The sequence below is a fragment of the Streptomyces sp. NPDC088554 genome (assembly GCF_044752945.1).
Classification (GTDB): Bacteria; Actinomycetota; Actinomycetes; order Streptomycetales; family Streptomycetaceae; genus Streptomyces.
This window is the reverse complement of record NZ_JBIVMF010000023.1, coordinates 1-19,143: the sequence shown is the minus strand read 5'-3', so window position 1 is coordinate 19,143 and position 19,143 is coordinate 1. Positions and strand designations below refer to the sequence as shown.

The window sequence follows — 19,143 nt, the reverse complement described above, 5'->3', positions numbered from 1 at the left end:
GAGGGTGGGGAAACGGCCTCCACCCAGGGGTGGAGGCCGCTCGGCGGTTCACCGGGGAGAGACCGTCAGGCGTCGATGCGCGAGCGGTCCAGCGTCGCCGCGGAGCTGGTGATGAACTCCTTGCGGGGCGCCACCTCATTGCCCATCAGCAGGTCGAAGACCTGCTCGGACGAGTCCAGGTCCCCGATGTTGATCCGCCGCAGGGTCCGGAAACGGGGGTCCATGGTCGTCTCCGCCAGCTGGTCGGCATCCATCTCGCCCAGGCCCTTGTAGCGCTGGATGGCGTCCTTGAACCGGATGTTCTTGCGCTGGTACTCCAGCAGTGTCTGCCGCAGCTCGTTGTCCGAGTACGTGTAGACGTACTTGTCCTGACCCTTCTTGGGCTGCACCAGCTCGATCCGGTGCAGCGGCGGTACCGCGGCGAAGACCCGGCCCGCGGCGACCATCGGCCGCATGTAGCGCTGGAAGAGCGTGAGCAGCAGACAGCGGATATGGGCGCCGTCCACATCGGCGTCGACCAGCAGCACGATCTTGCCGTACCGCGCCGAGTCGAGGTCGAACGTCCGGCCCGAGCCCGCCCCTATGACCTGGATGATCGCCCCGCACTCGGCGTTCTTCAGCATGTCGGTGACGGAGGACTTCTGTACGTTGAGGATCTTGCCCCGGATCGGGAGCAGCGCCTGGAACTCGCTGTTCCTGGCGAGCTTGGCCGTACCGAGCGCGGAGTCGCCCTCCACGATGAACAGCTCGCTGCGCTCCACGTCGTCGCTGCGACAGTCGGCGAGCTTGGCCGGCAGCGAGGAGGACTCCAGCGCCGTCTTCCTGCGCTGGGCGTCCTTGTGCTGACGGGCCGCGATTCTCGTACGGGCGGCGGCGACGGCCTTCTCCAGCACGGCGCGGGCCTGCGCCTTGGCGTCGCCCTTGGTCGCCGTCAGGAAGGTCTTGAGCTCCTTGGCGACGACACTGGCGACGATCCGGTTGGCCGCCGAGGTGCCGAGGACCTCCTTGGTCTGGCCCTCGAACTGCGGCTCGGCGAGCCGCACGGTGATCACCGCGGTGAGGCCCTCCAGGGCGTCGTCCTTGACAATGTCGTCCTCGGCGACGCGCAGCATCTTGGCCGAGCGCAGTACCTCGTTGACCGTCCTGGTGAGGGAGCGTTCGAATCCGCTCACATGCGTGCCGCCCTTGGGGGTGGCGATGATGTTGACGAACGACCTCGCCGTGGTGTCGTACCCGGTGCCCCAGCGCAGGGCGATGTCGACGCCCAGCTCACGGGTGACCTCGGTGGGCGTCATGTGCCCCAGCTCGTCCAGGACCGGCACGGTCTCCTTGAAGGTGCCCTGTCCCGTCAGCCGCTGGACGTCGCAGACGGCCTTGTCCTGCGCCAGGTACTCGCAGAACTCACTGATGCCTCCGTCGAAGCGGAAGGTCTCCTCGATCTTGCCGTTGGCCTCGCTCTCGCCGATCCCCCGCTCGTCCCTGACGACGATGGTCAGTCCGGGGACCAGGAAGGCGGTCTGGCGGGCGCGCTGGTGAAGCGTCTCCAGGGAGAGCCTGGCGTCCTTGAGGAAGATCTGCCGGTCGGCCCAGTAACGCACGCGCGTGCCGGTCCTGATCTTGGGCACTCGCTTGCCCTTGACCAGCCCGTTCGCCGCGTCGAAGGGGCTGTCGGGCCCCTGCTCGGCGAAGAAGCCGGGGACCCCGCGCCGGAAGCTGATCGCGTGGGTGGCGCTGTTGCGGTCCACCTCGACGTCCAGCCGCGCGGAGAGCGCGTTGACCACGGAGGCGCCCACTCCGTGCAGACCGCCCGACGCGGCGTACGAGCCGCCACCGAACTTTCCGCCGGCGTGCAGCTTGGTCATCACGACCTCGACACCGGAGAGGCCGGTCTTGGGCTCCACGTCGACCGGGATGCCCCGGCCGTTGTCCTTGACCTCGACGGAGCCGTCCTCGTGGAGGGTCACGTCGATGTGGTCGCAGTAGCCGCCCAGGGCCTCGTCCACGGAGTTGTCGATGATCTCCCAGAGGCAGTGCATCAGACCGCGGCTGTCGGTCGAACCGATATACATTCCGGGGCGCTTACGGACTGCTTCGAGCCCTTCAAGGACGAGCAGGTGCCGCGCGGTGTAGTTGGAGCCGTCACGGTCTGCTGTCAGCAGCGCTGTGGACGGCACGGACGTATCGGCGGTCACGCGGTTCGCTCCTCGCTGAATTTGAGATGTGGCCCGATGGGGTAAAGGCCCGGCGTCTGTCATCGGTCAGAGGGTACAGAGCCCTGGTAGAGCCGTTGTCACGCCACCCTCGCGCATTCTCATGCTAGTCCAAGGTCGCATAGGTGTTCGATCCTTCGTTGGAGTGAAGCACACATCACGTTCCCTTCCAGGCATGAACCATTTAGGCTCCGGGCACGTCCTCATCAACAACCGGCAAGCCAGCCGGTGAGGGCGACCCCCCGACAAGCGACTTCAAGCACCGTCAAGCAACGCGAAACCCGTAGAGCGAAGCCCAGCGAAGCGATACGGCCCATTCGCCGCCAATCGTCACCACCCGCCAGCACGGAAGATTAGTTTTCGAGGAAAAGCCGCGAGCGGGAACGTTTTCGGCCTGGTTGGATGTTGACCCTGGTACGACAGCTCGTCGAGCTAGAGAAGAGGCGACGTGACTACTGTTCTGACCCCCGCGAGCCCGCTGACCGCGGCTGACCGCTGCGACCGGTGCGGCGCCCAGGCCTATCTGCGCGTCCTCCTGTCCAGCGGTGGTGAACTGCTCTTCTGCGCCCACCACGGACGCAAGTTCGAGCCGGAACTCAAGAAGATCGCCGCGGAAATACAGGATGAGACCGACCGACTGACGGCCGTACCGGCCGGCGGCGGTGAAGAGGAACACTGACACCTCGCATCCACGACGAGCCAAGGGCCGGTCCTGTGACCGGCCGACGGGCGACCGCTCCTGCACAGGAGGGCGGCCGCCCGTTCTCGTCGTCGTGCCACCGTTCCCGTCGTCATGGCGGGAGCACAGCGCCTCCGGGCGAGCAGGCAGGCGCGCGCCGCGACGACCCGCGACGCGCGCTCCCTCCTCATCTCGGTCCGCGCGCTCCGATCGCCTCGGCGACCAGTGGCGCGGACGTATCGATCCGTGTGTAGACGCCGGGGCTCCCGGCCCGCCCGCAGCCGCTCCCCCAGGAGACCAGCCCGATAAGCCGCCCCTGGGCCACCAGCGGCCCGCCACTGTCCCCCTGGCAGGCATCGTGCCCGCCCGCGAGATCGCCCGCACAGAGCATCGTGGAGGCCTCGTAACGGTCCCCCTGGCCGCCGGGGTAGGCATGCTCGCACTCCGAGTCCGCCAGGACCGTCACGGACACCGAGCGCAGCGCGCCCGCGTACTCCCCGGACCCCGAGGTGTCGCCCCAGCCGTAGACCGCCGCCGGAACGCCGGGCGCGGTAGCGGATCCCCCCGGTTCCGCCGGCGGGATCACGTACCCCTCGGGCAGCCCGGCCGCCAGTGTCAGCACGGCCAGATCCGAGGCGTTGCCACCCGGTTCGTACGCCGGATCGATCCGTACGGACCGCACCAGCACCTCCTTCCCGCCGGAACCGCGCAGCCGTTCGCGTCCCGCGATGACCCGCAGGTCCCGTACGTCCTTCGGAGCCGCGCCGAGAACATCCCGGCCCATGCAGTGCGCGGCCGTCAGTACTTTCGCCGGCGCCACCACCACGCCGCCGCAGAACTGACCCGCCCTGGTGCCGCCGAAGCGGTCACGGCTGGACAGCGCCACCACCCAGGGACTGTCGGCGATCTTCACCGGCCTGCCACCGATGATCACCCTGTCGGCGGAGGCCGGAACGGCGGTGGCGAGCGGCAGCACCGCCCCCACCGCGGCCACCGCCAGCCCTCCGGTCAGCGCTCGGGCAAGGGAACGACGCATGCGGTCTCCTGACTCTCCGGTGGATTATGACCTACCCAGAGTCATCCACCCGGTCGGCCCCCGCACTCCGGCGCACAGCGCGAAGGCCCGGATCCGAGGTGGCATCCGGGCCTTCCGCCGTGCTCCCGCGCGCCCCGGGAGTTCCCGGGACGGGGGCGCTCAGCCGCTAGTCGAGGTAGTCGCGCAGAACCTGCGAACGCGACGGGTGACGCAGCTTCGACATCGTCTTGGACTCGATCTGACGGATGCGCTCACGCGTCACGCCGTAGACCTTGCCGATCTCGTCCAGCGTCTTCGGCTGGCCGTCGGTGAGACCGAAGCGCATGGAGACCACACCCGCCTCACGCTCGGAGAGCGTGTCGAGCACCGAGTGCAGCTGCTCCTGGAGCAGCGTGAAGCTGACCGCGTCGGCCGGGACGACCGCCTCGGAGTCCTCGATGAGGTCGCCGAACTCGCTGTCGCCGTCCTCGCCCAGCGGGGTGTGCAGCGAGATCGGCTCCCGGCCGTACTTCTGGACCTCGATGACCTTCTCGGGGGTCATGTCGAGCTCCTTGGCCAGCTCCTCCGGGGTGGGCTCGCGGCCCAGGTCCTGGAGCATCTGGCGCTGCACGCGCGCGAGCTTGTTGATGACCTCGACCATGTGCACCGGGATACGGATGGTGCGGGCCTGGTCGGCCATGGCGCGGGTGATCGCCTGACGGATCCACCAGGTGGCGTACGTGGAGAACTTGTAGCCCTTGGTGTAGTCGAACTTCTCGACCGCGCGGATCAGACCGAGGTTGCCCTCCTGGATCAGGTCCAGGAAGAGCATGCCGCGGCCGGTATACCGCTTGGCCAGCGAGACCACGAGCCGGAGGTTGGCCTCCAGCAGGTGGTTCTTGGCGCGGCGGCCGTCCTCGGCGATGATCTCCAGCTCGCGCTTGAGCTTGGGCGCGAGCTTGTCGGAGTTGGCCAGCTTGTCCTCGGCGAAGAGACCGGCCTCGATGCGCTTGGCGAGTTCGACCTCCTGCTCGGCGTTGAGGAGCGGGACCTTGCCGATCTGCTTCAGGTAGTCCTTGACCGGGTCGGCGGTGGCACCCGCGACGGCGACCTGCTGGGCGGGCGCGTCGTCCTCGTCGTCGTCGGAGAGTACGAAGCCCTTGTTCTCGCCCTCGGTCTCCTCCTCCTCGCCCTTGCCGACCTGGACGTCATCCGTCAGCTCTTCGCCGTCGACCTCGTCGGCGTCCTTCTTGCCCGCGGTCTTCTTGGCCGTCGTCTTCTTGGCGGCGGTCTTCTTCACCGTGGCCTTCTTGGCCACGGTCTTCTTCGCGGCGGCCTTCTTGGCGGGGGTGAGGGAATCGTCCCCGTCCACGGTCTCCGCCGTCGAGGCGGAGGTGGCCGCGACGGTCCTCGTCGTGGTCGTCCTGGCCGCGACGGTCTTGGTGGCGGTGCGCTTGACCGGGCTCTTCGCTGCGACGCTCTTGCGGGTGCGCTTCGGCGACTCCGCGGCACTGACCATCAGCGTCACACCCTCTTCCTCGAGGATCTGATTGAGGCTGCGCAGAACATTCTTCCACTGGGTTGGCGGAATCTGGTCGGCCTCGAAGGCGCGACGCACGTCATCGCCGGCGATCTGCCCATCAGCCTTTCCCCGCTCGATGAGCGCCATCACAGACTCGGACTCGGCGATCTCCGGCGGGAGCGTACGGGATGTGCTGGCCGACACGAACAACCTCTCGGAACGATGGAAACGGCTTCCGGCCCCGCCCATGATCGGGCCGGAGCCGACGACCGTCGGCTGGGGATGTGCCGACGGCGCGGGCTTGGACCTCAGAGGTGAATACAGCGCCACACGTGGCGGTCGTATTCCCTCCTCGGCTGTCACCTCTTAGGTCATCGCCCTGCCTCCGGGAGTGTTACGCCCAATCCACGTGGCCCGAGTCACACCGCATTTACGGCAAAGCGACCAGAAGTGGTATTCAACATCCCACAATTCGTGTCGCCGGACCCTTCGGGGCCCGGCGACACACGATGCGTACATCCCCGTACGCCCTGGTCCGGGGGAGGCTCAGTGCTCGCGCGGCGCCGGGACGACGCGCTCCACCTCGGGCTGGACCGTCAGCAGCTGGCGCATGGCCGCCTCCGCCGCGTTCGGGTCGCCGCCCGCGAGGGCCTCCACGATCCGCGCGTGATGGTCGAGCGAGACCTCTGTGGGGCGGTCGCAGCCCGTGACCGGACCGCCGGAGACCTGGAGGGCCGCCGAGACGATGCCCGAGAGGTGCTCCAGCATCCGGTTCCCGGCGAGCTGGATCAGCAGCGAGTGATATTCGGCGTCCGCGCGCGAGAAGGTGATCGAGTCACCCTGGGCGAGTGCGTGGCCCATGATCCCGACCATCTCGGAGAGCCGCTGCTGTACGTCGGCCCGGCCGTGGCCGGCCGCCAGCCGGGCGGCGAGGGGCTCGATCGTCCAGCGGAGCTCGCTCAGCTCACGGCGCTGGTCGTCGCGCTGCGGTCCGAAGGCACGCCATTCGATGATGTCGGGGTCCAGCAGATTCCAGTCGCTCACCGGCCGGACACGGGTACCGACATTGGGCCTGGCGCTCACCAGCCCCTTGGCCTCAAGGACCCGCAGCGACTCGCGGACCACTGTGCGGGAGACCTCGAAGCGCTGTCCGATCTCCTCGGGTACGAGCGGCCGGTCGGCGCCCAGGTCACCGGAGACGATCATCTGGCCCAGCTGCTGGACGAGTTGGCCGTGCAGCCCGCGGCCGCGGCTGCTCGCCGTACGCCGGCCCACGCGGCCCAGATCGGTGTCGGCGCCGTCCCAGACGGGTGCGGTCATACGGTCGGCGCCGGGCGCCTCCGCGAAGGGGTAGCGGTCGAGTTCGCCCGAGTCGGCGAGGCCGGAATCGACGGAGCGGGCGGCGGTCATCATGGTGTGCGCAAGGGTACTCACGCATCCTTTGTCGGCGTTGCTTCCGTCGCCCTTGAGGTCTTTGGTGAAAAGCACACGAAAGGGTGATCGGCACTCGCCCTTTGATTGACGCCTTATGGTAAAGAAGCAGGCGTTATCAGGGGAGTTGCGAACACTGCGGCACGGTCCGGTCGTTTAGTGGTCACCAACGGGCCCTGCGGCGAAGCCCGGTGAGCAGATACGCGCAGAGCAGGGCCGTCAGCGACAACATGAGCGCCGCGGCGACCGGCCGGACGACGAGTCCGGCCGTCACCGTCAGCCAGTGATCGATCTGGTGCGGCCACTGCGGCCAGGCCAGCTCCCGAAGCCTGCCGGGAAGCCCGGCGACCGAACGCGCGGACGGACCCGCGAGCGCCTTCTGCACCAGAGGAACGACCAGGGTCGGTACGGCGACGACCGCGGCCACCCCGGCGGCCGTGACCCGGAAGACCCCGGCCCCCAGCAGCCCCGCCCAGGCACAGCCGACGACGAGCCCCGCCCAACCCGCGCTCAACGCCGGCCAGTTGCCCGGCACGGGCACCGCGTCCGCGCCGTACACCAGGCGCAGCGCACCGGCGTCGGCGACCACCGCCAGCAGCGCGAGCAACAGGGCCGCGCCCGCCGTCACGGCGAACTTGGCGAGGAGCAGCCCCAGACGGCGCGGGACAGTGCCCCTGGCCGCCGCGAGGGCCGGGTAGCGGAACTCGTCGCCGAACGACAGGGCGCCCAGCAGCCCGGCACCGAGGGCCGCGGGCGGCAGGGGCAGGAAGGCGGGCCAGGCCGCGAGCAGACCGGGCAGCGGGGTGCCTCCGGTACGGGCGAGCGGTACGGCGAGGGCCACGGAGGCGACGAGGACGGCCAGCGCGGTCAGCGGCGCGGTGCGGACGCCGAGCATGCGGCGCAGCTCGTAACGCACCGGCCTGAGCGGGCCACGCGCCGGACGCGCCACGGGCCGCGCGGGCGGCGGCCCGGCCTGGGCGGGTACGGGCACCGGCCCCGCCCCGGGCACCGGTCCGGGGCCGGTGTCGCCGGTCTCGTCGGCGAGCCGGTGGACCAGGACGCCGTGCCGGAAGGCGGTCTCCCCGATCTCCGGGCAGCTGCTGCCGTAGACGGTGAGCAGGCTGCCCGCCTCGGCGACCACTTCGACGGAACGCCGGTCCGCGCGGGCCTCGCGGTTGAGCGCGTCGGCGAGCCGGGCGGCGTGCGGCGTCCTGACGGCGACGCGGGGGCGCAGCCGGGTGCGGGCGAAGGAGGCCGCGTCCTGGTCTGCGACGAGGCGGCCCTCGTCGATCGTGACGACGCGGTCGGCGGTGCGGGCGGCCTCCTTGGGGTCGGCGGTGGTGTACAGGACGGTGCCGCCGTGGTCCGCGTGGGCCCGCAGCAGCCCGTACAGCCAGCTGTTCTCCCGTGGCGAGAGGCCCGCGGAGGGGGCGTCGAGCAGCAGGGTGTGCGGATCGCCGAGCAGCGCGGAGGCGAGTCCGAGCCTGCGGTCCATGCCCAGCGAGAGGGAGCCGAGACGCTCGTCGCGCAGCGCGCCGAGGCCGACGACGTCGAGGAGCTCGTCGGCGCGCGAGGCCGGGACCCCGGCGGCGGCGCAGAGCATCCGCAGCTGGCCCCTGGCGGTACGGGCGGGGTGTCCGGGCACATCGCCGAGGAGCACCCCGACCTCGTGGGCCGGGCGGGCGAGGGCGTGGAGCGGGCGGCCGCGGAAGTAGGTGACCCCGCGTCCCGGCTGGAGTTCGAGCATCAGCCGGAGCGCGGTGGTCTTGCCGGCGCCGGGGGCGCCGAGAAGTGCCGTGACGCGGCCGGGCGGCGCCTCGAAGGTCAGATCGTCCACGGCGGGGGCTAGGTCTCGACGGGGGGCGCTGGTCAGTCCGATGGCCTGGAGCATCGCTTCTCTCACGGGGAGGTGACCGCTCGGTGGCAGTGCGGTTACTCCCGCAAGATAACGCGATATGTCCGACTTTCAACGTAGGGCCGTCGCCGGGTGTCCCCCGCCGGGCGCCGGGCCGGTCAGACCTCGGGACGCAGCATCGGCGGATTGAGCACGGTCGCCCCGCCGGCCCTGAACAACTGCGCGGGCCTGCCGCCCTGCCGGGTGGTGGTCCCCCCGGACGGCACGAGGAAGCCCGGGGTCCCCGTCACCTTCCGGTGGAAGTTACGGGGGTCGAGGGCCACGCCCCACACCGCCTCGTAGACCCTGCGCAGCTCGCCGACGGTGAACTCGGACGGGCAGAACGCCGTGGCCAGCGAGGAGTACTCGATCTTGGAGCGGGCCCGCTCCACCCCGTCCGCGAGGATCCGCGCGTGGTCGAAGGCGAGCTGGGCGGGCTGCTCGCCCTCCCGGGCGAATCCGCCGCCCCCGCCGAGCAGCGCGTCGACGGGCGCCCAGCGCGCGCTGTTGGCGTCTCCTCCGGCCCGGGGCGCGGGGAGGTCGGGCGAGAGCGCGAGATGCGCCACGCTGACCACCCGCATCCGGGGGTCCCGATCAGGATCCCCGTACGTGGCGAGCTGTTCCAGATGGGCCGCGTTCCCCGGGGCCGGGGAGACCTGACCATGGGCGCAGAGCCCGGTCTCCTCGGACAGCTCGCGCGCCGCGGCGGCGGCGAGGTCCTCGTCCCCCCGGACGAAACCACCGGGCAGCGCCCACCTGCCCTGGAACGGCGGCTCTCCGCGGCGCACCACCAGCGCGCAGAGCGCGTGGCGGCGCACGGTGAGCACGACCAGATCGACGGTGACAGCGAATGCCGGGAAGGCCGAGGGGTCGTAGGGGGACATGCAGGTGATCATAGTCGTCTCCCTGACGATAAACAGTCGTTCGAGCATCCCCGGACGACCACCTCCCGGCCACCTCGATGATCTTCACCCCTCGGCCACCCGGCCTTCCCGCCCGTCTCACACCGCCGGCCGGCCGCCGTTCCCACCCGGTGGACGCGGTCGCCGTCCTGCCGTCATCGCCCGCTCCTGGTCCCGCGCCGGCCGCCGTACCGTCCCGCCCGGCCGCGCGCCGCCCTCGCTCCGTCGCGCGGTCCCTTCCGCGACAGGGACCGCGCCGTGGCCGGACGGCCCGCCCCCGGGCTCGCGGTACGGACCCTGGGCCGTCCCGTCGCCGTATGCCCGCCGGAGACGGTCTCCCTGGCGCCGCGCTCCTCGCGCAGACAGCCGCGCAGCGTCTCGGGGTCGAGTCCCTGGTTGCACGCCTGGTGGAGCAGCTGGGCGAAGACATACCCGGGATCGCGCCGCAGGGCGAGCCCGAGGGCGACCCGGGCGGCGGGCTCGTCCCCGGTGGACCAGGCGACCCAGCCCGCCAGGGTCAGCGGGGCCGCCGCGTGCTCCGCGTACGCGCCGACGCAGCGGCGGGACAGCGCGCGCCAGAGCCGTAGGGCCGCTCCCGCCTCCGCCCCCTCCATCCACTCGGCGGCGCGGTCCCGGGTCTCCCGGTCCTGGAGCCCGAGGATGACGGCGGCCGCCTCGTCATTGCTGATGAGCCGGTCGTCCTCGGCGTCCTGGCCGGGCCGCCCGGTCCCCGGCGTCCCCCGCAGCCGCTCCATGAGCCCGCGCGCCGTGCTCAGCGTCTCCGCGCCGACCCGCTCCCGGCTCCCGCCGCTCAGGATCCTGGGCACGAGCGCGGCGCCCGCGTCGTCCAGCGCCCGTTCCTGCGCCTCGGCGGCCGGGGTCCGCCAGGGCTCCAGACGCGCTTCCATCTCCCTCAGCGATCCCCGCACCCGGACCCCGGCGTAGGCGGCCGCGGCGGCCATCACCGATGTACCGGGCAGGGCCAGCCCGGTCCCCTCGGGCGGACAGCAGCGCGCGTCGGGGCAGCAGTAGGACCAGTACCTCCCGCCGGAGATACAGAGCACTTCCTGTACGGGTACGTCGAGGGCGCCGCAGGCGGTGCGCAGCCGCTGCGCGAGGGGGCGCAGCCGCTCCATCACCTGGGTGCCCGTCTCGCCCTCGGCCGGGTCCTGGCAGAGGAAAGCGACGATGGCGTCGGGGCGGGAGCCGCGCCGCTCGCTGCCCTCGATCAGACACTCGGCGAGCTGGTCGGCCACCGGGAGCCATTCCTTCGGCGAGGCCGGGATCCCGAGCCTGAGGCGTCCGCCGAAGCGGCCGCGGTCGCCGTGGAGCGCGACCATGACGACGGAGTCGTCGGGGTGGAAGCCGAGCAAATACGGCAGGGCGTCGGCGAGTTCCGCGGGACCGCGCAGGGTGATCTGCTGCTGGTCGGCGGATCCGGTCGGTTCGTGGTGCTTGTTCATGGCACGACGGTCCCGCGTCGGGCGAAATCCCGCGACCCCTGTGGATAACGTTATCCACAGGGCGTCGGGCGCATTCGCGGTTTGTCGGAGCCATCGGGTTGCATGGGGACATGACCAACGCAGACCGCGCAGCTCTCCGGGCCTCGGCCGACTCCGTACTCGCCCGCCTCGTCGGTGACGCCACCGGCGCCGCCCGGCTGCGCGAGGACCAGTGGCGGGCCATCGAGGCGCTCGTCGCCGACAAGCGCCGGGCGCTGGTCGTCCAGCGGACCGGCTGGGGCAAGTCCGCGGTGTATTTCGTGGCGACCTCGCTGCTGCGGGAGCGGGGCGCGGGTCCGACCGTGATCGTCTCGCCGCTGCTCGCGTTGATGCGCAACCAGGTGGAGGCCGCGGCGCGGGCCGGGATCAAGGCCCGCACGATCAACTCCTCCAACGCGGAGGAGTGGGACGCGATCCAGGACGAGGTGGCCGGGGGCGAGGTCGATGTCCTGCTGGTCAGTCCCGAGCGGCTCAACAATCCGGACTTCCGCGATCAGGTCCTGCCCCGTCTCTCCGCCGCCACTGGCCTGCTGGTGGTCGACGAGGCGCACTGCATCTCCGACTGGGGCCATGACTTCCGGCCGGACTACCGGCGGTTGCGCACGATGCTCGCGGAGCTGCCGTCCGGCGTTCCGGTCCTGGCGACCACGGCCACGGCGAATTCCCGGGTGACGGCCGATGTCGCGGAACAGTTGGGGACCGGGGCGGGGACGGACGCGCTCGTGCTGCGCGGGCCGCTGGACCGGGAGAGCCTCAGCCTCCATGTGCTGCGGCTGCCGGACGCGGCACACCGGCTGGCCTGGCTGGCCGACCATCTGAACGAGCTGCCGGGGTCGGGGATCATCTACACCCTGACGGTCGCCGCCGCCGAGGAGGTGACGGCCTATCTGCGCCGGTGCGGGCACCCGGTCACCTCGTACACCGGCCGTACGGAGAACGCCGACCGGCAGCAGGCGGAGGACGATCTGCTGGCGAACCGGGTCAAGGCGCTGGTCGCCACCTCGGCGCTGGGCATGGGGTTCGACAAGCCCGACCTCGGCTTCGTGGTGCATCTCGGCTCGCCCTCCTCCCCCATCGCCTACTACCAGCAGGTGGGGCGCGCGGGCCGTGGGGTGGAGCATGCCGAGGTGCTGCTGCTGCCCGGCAAGGAGGACGAGGCGATCTGGCAGTACTTCGCCTCGGTCGCCTTCCCGCCCGAGGAGCTGGTCCGCCGCACCCTCGATGTCCTGGGGCGGGCCGACCGGCCGTTGTCGCTGCCGGCGCTGGAGCCGCTGGTCGAGCTGCGGCGTACACGGCTGGAGACCATGCTCAAGGTCCTCGACGTGGACGGGGCCGTGCACCGGGTGAAGGGCGGCTGGACCGCCACGGGACAGCCCTGGGTGTACGACACCGAGCGGTACGCCTGGGTGGCGCGCCAGCGGCAGACCGAGCAGCAGGCGATGCGCGACTACGCGTCGACGGACGGCTGCCGGATGGAGTTCCTGCGGCGGCAGCTGGACGACGAGCTGGCCATCGCCTGCGGGCGGTGCGACAACTGCGCCGGGGTCCGATTCGAGGACAAGGTGAGCGTCGGCGCCCTCGATGCCGCGCGCGGTGAGCTGGGCAGGCCGGGGGTGGAGGTGGAGCCCCGCAGGATGTGGCCGACCGGGCTCGCGGCGGTCGGTGTCGACCTGAAGGGGCGGATTCCCCAGGGGGAGCAGACCTTCGCGGGGCGTGCGCTGGGGCGGCTCTCCGATATCGGCTGGGGCAACCGGCTCCGGCCGATACTCACGGCGCAGGCTCCCGACGGGCCGGTGCCCGACGATGTGGTGAGCGCCGTGGTCAGTGTTCTCGCCGACTGGGCGAAGGGGCCGGGCGGCTGGGCCTCCGGCGCCGCCGACGCGCCGCCCCGGCCGGTCGGGGTGGTCACCATGGCCTCGCACGGCAGGCCCCGGCTCGTCGGATCGCTCGGCGGCCGTATCGCGGAGGTGGGCCGGATGCCGCTGTTGGGCTCGGTCGCCCACGCGCCGGGGGCGGCCGATGCCCGTATGTCGCGTACCAACAGCGCTCAGCGGGTGCGCGCGCTGCACGAGACGCTGGCCGTGCCGCCCGAGCTGGCCGCCGCTCTGGTGGCTGCGGACGGCCCGGTGCTGCTCGTCGACGACTTCTCGGAGAGCGGCTGGACTCTCGCGGTGGCCGCGCGGCTGTTGCTCAGGGCTGGCGCGAAGGGGGTGTTCCCGCTGGTCCTCGCCGTTCAGAGCTGACGTGAGGCTTCGGCTCGGGCATCTCTGGGCAAGGATATGAAAGTCATATCTACGCATTATGGTTCGAGGGCGCTAATTGCTCGTTGCCGCGCGCCCCCGCGCCAGTGAGAATTGGAACCGCCCCCGCACGACCCGATCGCGATCCGCATGGGTTGTGCCGCGGCGCGTCCCCGCCCGATTCCTGCCCGCAGTGTGGGCGCGTATGCGAAGGGAGGAACGTGACCTTCGGATTCGCTCCGTCCGCAGCCACTTCGATCAACAGACAGGCCGACTCCGTCAACCGCCTCGCCAGGATGCTCGAACCCGCCGAGTGGGCGGCGGCGGGGATACCACTGCTGCGCGACCCCCGCGAGGTCGTCAGCGGCCTGCACAGCAGACACCGGCCGACCCCGTCGACCGCCGTCGTGGCCGTACTCGACCACGAGGAGCGGCTCGCCGCCAGCGCGTCGTTCGTCCCGCGTGCCGCCGCGCCGGTGGACGGCTGGGAGTTCCGTAACGCGCTGCTGGCACATCTGCGCCGGGTCATCCCGCACGATCTGCGCCGGCGCACTCCTGTGCGTACCGCCGTTCTGCTCTACTGCCGCGACGGAGACGATCGGTGGACGGAGGAGGACGGGGCCTGGATGTGGGGGCTCCGGGACGCCTGCACCCTGCACGGGCTGCGGTGCGGCGCGTACATCACGCTCACCCGCGGCGGCTGGCAGGTGCTGGGCGAGGGCCGTGGCGGCCGTCGGCCCAGTTCGGATTCGCCGCCCGCCGCGCTGGCGGAGACAGCCTCCGAGCCCGGCACCGCGGCGCTGCGCAGTGCGGGCGGCGCGGCCGACGCCCTGCGCCGCACGGCCGCCCGCTGAGCGGACGGGCGGCCATCGAAGCCCTCGCGGCGGCCCGGCCCCCCTGAACGGGCGGCCGGGTCACGACCGGTCCGTACGATCCGCGCCTCCGTGCCACCAGGACACGGGCGTCGTACGGTTCAAACGCCCGCGCCGAGCAGCGACGTGGCCCGCTCGGAGTCACCGCACACAATGAGCAGTGCGGTGGCCCGCTCCCTGGCCAGGGGCAGTGCCTGCGCGACGGCGTCATCGTCGCCGCCGTTGAGCACGACGACCACGACGGGCCGCGACTGCGCGCGGGCGGCAGCTGCGGCACCGGCGAAGAACACGTCTTCACGGGTGTCCTGCTGCGCCCAGTAGGACGTCTCGCCGAAGGACAGCTCGTGGGCCGCCCACGGGTGCTGTTCGCCGGTGGTGAGCACCAGGATGTCGCCCGGCGCCCGACCGGAGTCGAGCAGCATGTCCACCGCCTCGTCGGCGGCGTCGAGCGCACCGTCCACCGGAGCCGGGATCAGCTGGATCTGGGGGACGGAGGAGGTCGGAGTGGTGGTGCCGGACGGCTGGGGCTGTCCGGCGGAGCTGTGCGAGCGCTGCGCCGGCGGCGCGGGCCTCGCGGGACCGGGGCCCGGACGTCCGGGACGCGGTGTCGCCGCGGAGCGCGGCCCGGGGACGGGACGCGGACCGGGTACAGGACGGGGGGTCGGCGCGGTACGGCCGGTGGCCGGCGTGACGCTGGGACCCTGGGCTCTCTCGTGAATCTGAGGCTCCTGAGGGATGAGAGGCATGACTGGATGTCTATCAAACACCGGTACGAAAAGCACCAGTGGGTGGGCACATTCGTACCCATACCCATGGCCGGGAAGGCTCACGGGCGGGAAAGGCACCGACTCGCGGAACGCGGACGTTCCGGAAGGCGGACGATCAGAAGTCGAAGCCGAGTTGGCCCCCGCTTTCCATGGCCGCGGTCTCCGGGGAGACCCTGGCCTTCTTGAGATGCCGCCACCGCGGCAGCCCGTCGAGATAGGACCACGAGAGCCGGTGCTGCGCGGTCGGCCCCCGCTCCTCCAGCGCCGCCCGGTGCACCGGCGAGGGATAGCCCGCGTTGGCTCCGAAGGCGTATGGAACGTACTCCTCGGATCCGGCGCCCAGTTCGGCCATCATCGCGTCCCTGCGCACCTTGGCGAGCACCGAGGCCGCCGCCACCGAGATGCAGGACTGGTCGCCCTTGATGACCGTACGCACCTCCCAGGGTCCTCCGAGATAGTCGTGCTTCCCGTCGAGGATCACCGCGTCGGGCCGTACCGGCAGCGCCTCGAGTGCGCGTACGGCGGCGAGTCTGAGCGCCGCGGTCATTCCGAGGGCGTCGATCTCCTCCGGGGAGGCGTGTCCGAGCGCGTACGAGGTGACCCAGCTCTCCAGCTCACCGGCCAGCTCCGTACGGCGTTTGGGGCTGATCAGCTTGGAGTCGGTGAGACCGGCCGGAGGTCTGCGCAGTCCGGTGACGGCCGCGCACACCGTCACCGGCCCGGCCCACGCTCCGCGTCCGACTTCGTCGACGCCCGCGATGATCCTGGCGTCGGTGGTGGCGCGCAGCGAGCGCTCGACGGTGTGCGTGGGTGGTTCGTACGGCATGGCACCAGTCAGGTTACGCCGCCCGGACGCCGCATGACAGACCGGGTACCGCCCGCCCGCGCGGAACCGGGCGGAATCGGGCGGGCGGCTCGACGTCGGGTCCGTACGCCGTCCCCTTCGAGGACGTCACAGCCGGTCGCGGCCGACCCCTAGCAGGAGGAGACGGTGGCGTCGGCCTTCCGCTTCGCCAGCAGCTCACGGGCCCGATGCTCGGACCAACTGGTCGCGTACCGGGGCTTGTCCCCGGTCAGATTCCGTTCGACGCCCGCCAGCGCGCACGAGCGCAGCGGCTCGGGCAGCCGGTCGAGCGCCTGCACGGCGTCGGCGGACAGGTCCTGGAGGTAGGGGATGCCCATCGTGTGCAGACGCTCGTACCGCTGGACGTTCCGCTCGGCGACGACCGCGTCCGGCGAGATCAGGCCGAAGGTGAGGACCGCGGCTCCGGCGCTCGCGGCGACGGCGCGCGGCAGCCAAGGACGGTGGTGTGTCGGTCACGAGGCCCCTCCGACCGGGCCCCGCGGCGGTGGAGCGACGTGTACGACCCGGCGTCTCGTCTGCGCGCCTGTCGAAGATCAACACGGCGGCGGTGGCCGAAAGCAACCACAGGGACCGGGGCCGTACCCCTCCTCACGCCCTGCTGTGGCAGGGCATGACAAACAGCGCCGGGGCCCGGTCAGCCGGCCGCGGCCGTCGGCAGCCAGCCGGGCAGCGCCTCCGTCCGCTCCCGCCAGTGCTCCGGCGGCGCCCCCACCGGGCCCGCGGCGACCACGCCGCCGACAATGGCGCAGGTCGTGTCGACATCGCCGCCCACCTGCGCCGTCGTCCAGAAAGCCCGCTCGAAATCGCCGAGCGCGCGGGCGGCCGACCAGAGGGCGAACGGCACGGTGTCGTGCGCGGTGGTCCTGCGTCCGCAGCCGAGCACGGCGGCGACGGTCGCCCCGTCGTCGTAGTCCAGCATGTCCCGGGCGCGCCGCAGCCCCGCCGTCACCGCGCTGCGCGGCATCAGCGCCACGACCCCGTCGAGCAGCGCCCCGGGCGTCGGCGGTCCGGTGGGAGCGGCCGCGAGGGCGGCCGCGGCGGCCACCGCCATCGCGCCGACGACGGCCTCACGGTGCTGGTGTGTGGTGTACGCGGAGACCTCGGCCTGATACGTGGCCTGCTCGGGGTCGTCGGCGTACCAGGCCCCGAGGGGCGCGATCCGCATCGCGGCCCCGTTGCCCCACGACCCCTGCCCGTTGAAGAGCCCGGCGGCCAGCTCACGCCAGTCGCCGCCCTCGCGGACGAGCCTGAGCATCCTGTTCACCGCGGGACCGTAGCCCCGGTCGAAGTCATGGCGTACGGCGAAGGACCGCGCCAGAGCGTCCTGGTCGATACGGCCGTGACCGGCCAGCACCGCCAGGACCGAGGTGCCCATCTCGGTGTCGTCGGTCCACTGCCAGGTGCCCGGCGGCAGCTCGCGCCGTTTCAGCAGCGGATAGTTGGCGGGGACGAAGAACTGGGAGCCCAGGGCGTCTCCCACGGCCAGACCCCGCAGGCTGGCGAGGGCGCGCTCGAAGCGTCGGTCGAGTGTCCGTTCAGAGCTGGAATCGGCGGTCATGTCTCCGTCATTCTATCCGGTGCGGCCGTACGGCTCGGGGGTGCGCCAGCGCGTGAAGGGCCGGTCCAGGGTGTATCTGCCGTCCTCGCCGAGCAGCAGGATCCTGGTCTCCGCGTTGCCCGGGTTGGACAGCGATTCGAACTCCGCCACCGACCAGTGGAACCACCGCATGCAGAACAGCCGCATGGTCAGCCCGTGCGTCACCAGCAGCACGTTCTCCGGCGAGTCGGGGGCCTCGAAGCTCCGGTGGAGCGACTCCAGGAACGCGCCGACCCGGTCGTACACATCGGCGCCGGACTCGCCCTGGGCGAAGCGGTAGAAGAAGTGCCCGTACGCGTCCCGGTACACCTTCTGGAGCCGCACGTCCTCCCGGTCCTGCCAGTTCCCCCAGTCCTGTTCCCGCAGGCGCGGTTCCTCCCGTATCCGCACCAGAGCGGGATCGAGACCGAGGGCCCGGAACGTCTCATGGGTCCGGCGGTACGGGGAGACGAAGACGCTGACCCGCTCCCGGCCGAACAGCTCGCGCAGCCGTACGCCGGTCTCTTCTGCCTGTCTGCGGCCGGTTTCGGTGAGTCTCAGGGCATGGTCGGGCTCGCGTTCGTACACCGTGTCGTCCGAGTTGCCCTCCGACTCGCCGTGCCGGACAAGGACGATGCGTCGCGGTCGCGCCATGCCATGACCCTAGAACGGCCGGAATCCGGCCGTACGGCGGCCCGGCTCTCCGGGCGTCCATTCGGCGTAGCCGCAGGTGGGAGCGGTGGAGCTGCGGCCGAGGAGCCTCGACCGGGGCAGCGACGGCCCGACAGGCGGGGTCAGACCGTCCAGGGCGCTTCGAGGTCGACGACGTCCCCCGCCAGCGCCGCCACATCCGCGGCGGTCTGCGCGCGCAGCGTCAGCCGCTCCACGCGCTCGATCCGGTACTTTCCGTGCTCGGCGGCCGCCTGCCACATCGAGAGCACGATGAACTCGTGTCCGGGCGCCTCCCCGAAGAGGCCCCGCACCATGCCGGGCGACCCCGCCATCGCGGGGTTCCACACCTTCTCCTGCATGAGCGCGAAATGGTCCACCCGGTCCTCGTGGACCTTGCAGTGCGCGACCCGGACCACATCGGCGTCCGTGAACCTCGGCTCGAACCCGGTCTTCACATCGAAGCGGTGGTCGAACAGTCTGACCTGGGTGTCCGTGAACGTCCCGGACTGCGAGGCGGCCAGCCGGTCGTGCGAGCGCGCCATGAACGAGTCGTAGAACGCGCGGCTCTCCCAGAACGCGAACACATGGGCCACGCCCGGCCTCGTCCTGCTCCATCCCCCGCTCTGCCCCCGGAACCCCGGCTCACCGAGCAACCCCGCCCATTTCCGCTGCCCGCGTTCAAACCCTCTACGGTCGACCACGGTGCAGCGGGTCCACTTGACCAGCACCGCGCCATCGTACGGGGCGGGACGTGGCACCGGTCACTCTCTTCGGAGCCGTGACGCGGACGCGATACGGCCGCGCCGGGGCCGCGTTCGTCCACCGATTGGGGCGAGTATCGGCCAAGCCGGCCTCAACTGGTCGGATCACAGAGCGTGTTGTCAGTGCCCCGCACTAGCCTCAAGGCCGTGAAGTTATGGCTCTGGCTGCGTTGTCCAGAGGGCCTTGAGGTGCGGTTTCGGCGGACATGAGGAGCGGAGCCCCGGTAGAACTGGC

16 protein-coding genes are annotated in these 19,143 nt (G+C 71.4%); 3 read left to right on the top strand and 13 right to left on the bottom strand.

Annotated features, from left to right (window positions below):
- Positions 1-65: 65 nt before the first annotated feature.
- Positions 66-2,192, bottom strand: coding sequence for a type IIA DNA topoisomerase subunit B (locus tag ACIP8W_RS24565; protein ID WP_401949266.1), 2,127 nt, complete (start codon positions 2,190-2,192; stop codon positions 66-68).
- Between the two features lie 466 nt (positions 2,193-2,658).
- Here ACIP8W_RS24565 and ACIP8W_RS24560 point away from each other — a divergent pair, with 466 nt between their 5' ends.
- Entirely contained in the window at positions 2,659-2,889 is a 231-nt protein-coding gene (locus tag ACIP8W_RS24560; RefSeq protein ID WP_030350144.1) for a hypothetical protein, read from the top strand.
- A 187-nt stretch (positions 2,890-3,076) separates the two neighbouring features.
- On the opposite strand, the gene ACIP8W_RS24555 is transcribed toward ACIP8W_RS24560, so the two are convergent.
- The 6 genes from ACIP8W_RS24555 to ACIP8W_RS24530 all read right to left on the bottom strand — a co-directional run bounded on the left by ACIP8W_RS24555 (position 3,077) and on the right by ACIP8W_RS24530 (position 11,116).
- On the bottom strand, positions 3,077-3,925 hold the full coding sequence (locus ACIP8W_RS24555) for a S1 family peptidase (RefSeq protein WP_402204642.1): 849 nt from the start codon (positions 3,923-3,925) through the stop codon (positions 3,077-3,079).
- A 166-nt stretch (positions 3,926-4,091) separates the two neighbouring features.
- Positions 4,092-5,630 carry an RNA polymerase sigma factor gene (locus ACIP8W_RS24550; protein WP_401949260.1) on the bottom strand — a complete coding sequence of 513 codons (1,539 nt, stop codon included), beginning with the start codon at positions 5,628-5,630 and terminating at the stop codon, positions 4,092-4,094.
- 342 nt (positions 5,631-5,972) lie between these two features.
- Positions 5,973-6,860, bottom strand: a complete 888-nt coding sequence (locus ACIP8W_RS24545) for a FadR/GntR family transcriptional regulator (protein WP_401949257.1) — start codon at positions 6,858-6,860, stop codon at positions 5,973-5,975.
- Between the two features lie 160 nt (positions 6,861-7,020).
- Positions 7,021-8,748 (bottom strand): ATP-binding cassette domain-containing protein, encoded by a 1,728-nt coding sequence (locus ACIP8W_RS24540; protein WP_401949532.1) that lies wholly within the window; start codon positions 8,746-8,748, stop codon positions 7,021-7,023.
- Positions 8,749-8,870: 122 nt separating this feature from the next.
- Entirely contained in the window at positions 8,871-9,635 is a 765-nt protein-coding gene (locus ACIP8W_RS24535) for an NUDIX domain-containing protein (protein WP_401949255.1), read from the bottom strand.
- 173 nt (positions 9,636-9,808) lie between these two features.
- The gene (locus ACIP8W_RS24530) at positions 9,809-11,116 is read right to left on the bottom strand and encodes a DUF4192 domain-containing protein (protein ID WP_401949252.1); all 1,308 of its coding nucleotides are present in this window, start codon (positions 11,114-11,116) and stop codon (positions 9,809-9,811) included.
- A 110-nt stretch (positions 11,117-11,226) separates the two neighbouring features.
- On the opposite strand from ACIP8W_RS24530, the gene ACIP8W_RS24525 reads away from it, so the two are divergent.
- Both ACIP8W_RS24525 and ACIP8W_RS24520 read left to right on the top strand, forming a co-directional pair.
- Positions 11,227-13,398 carry a RecQ family ATP-dependent DNA helicase gene (locus tag ACIP8W_RS24525; protein ID WP_401949249.1) on the top strand — a complete coding sequence of 724 codons (2,172 nt, stop codon included), beginning with the start codon at positions 11,227-11,229 and terminating at the stop codon, positions 13,396-13,398.
- Positions 13,399-13,616: 218 nt separating this feature from the next.
- A complete protein-coding gene (locus ACIP8W_RS24520; protein ID WP_401949247.1) occupies positions 13,617-14,249 on the top strand; it encodes a hypothetical protein in 633 nt (210 codons plus the stop codon).
- A gap of 119 nt (positions 14,250-14,368) precedes the next feature.
- Here ACIP8W_RS24520 and ACIP8W_RS24515 read toward each other — a convergent pair whose 3' ends face one another.
- The 6 genes from ACIP8W_RS24515 to ACIP8W_RS24490 all read right to left on the bottom strand — a co-directional run bounded on the left by ACIP8W_RS24515 (position 14,369) and on the right by ACIP8W_RS24490 (position 18,875).
- Positions 14,369-15,013 carry a hypothetical protein gene (locus ACIP8W_RS24515; protein ID WP_401949244.1) on the bottom strand — a complete coding sequence of 215 codons (645 nt, stop codon included), beginning with the start codon at positions 15,011-15,013 and terminating at the stop codon, positions 14,369-14,371.
- Between the two features lie 136 nt (positions 15,014-15,149).
- Positions 15,150-15,860 carry a ribonuclease HII gene (locus ACIP8W_RS24510; RefSeq protein ID WP_401949241.1) on the bottom strand — a complete coding sequence of 237 codons (711 nt, stop codon included), beginning with the start codon at positions 15,858-15,860 and terminating at the stop codon, positions 15,150-15,152.
- 149 nt (positions 15,861-16,009) lie between these two features.
- Positions 16,010-16,330: a DUF4153 domain-containing protein gene (locus tag ACIP8W_RS24505; protein WP_401949529.1), complete on the bottom strand. Its 321-nt coding sequence runs from the start codon at positions 16,328-16,330 to the stop codon at positions 16,010-16,012.
- A 203-nt stretch (positions 16,331-16,533) separates the two neighbouring features.
- Positions 16,534-17,457, bottom strand: coding sequence for an ADP-ribosylglycohydrolase family protein (locus ACIP8W_RS24500; protein WP_402150908.1), 924 nt, complete (start codon positions 17,455-17,457; stop codon positions 16,534-16,536).
- Between the two features lie 12 nt (positions 17,458-17,469).
- The gene (locus ACIP8W_RS24495; RefSeq protein ID WP_402204640.1) at positions 17,470-18,129 is read right to left on the bottom strand and encodes a histidine phosphatase family protein; all 660 of its coding nucleotides are present in this window, start codon (positions 18,127-18,129) and stop codon (positions 17,470-17,472) included.
- A 140-nt stretch (positions 18,130-18,269) separates the two neighbouring features.
- Positions 18,270-18,875 (bottom strand): YdbC family protein, encoded by a 606-nt coding sequence (locus ACIP8W_RS24490; RefSeq protein ID WP_401949526.1) that lies wholly within the window; start codon positions 18,873-18,875, stop codon positions 18,270-18,272.
- Positions 18,876-19,143 lie beyond the last annotated feature (268 nt).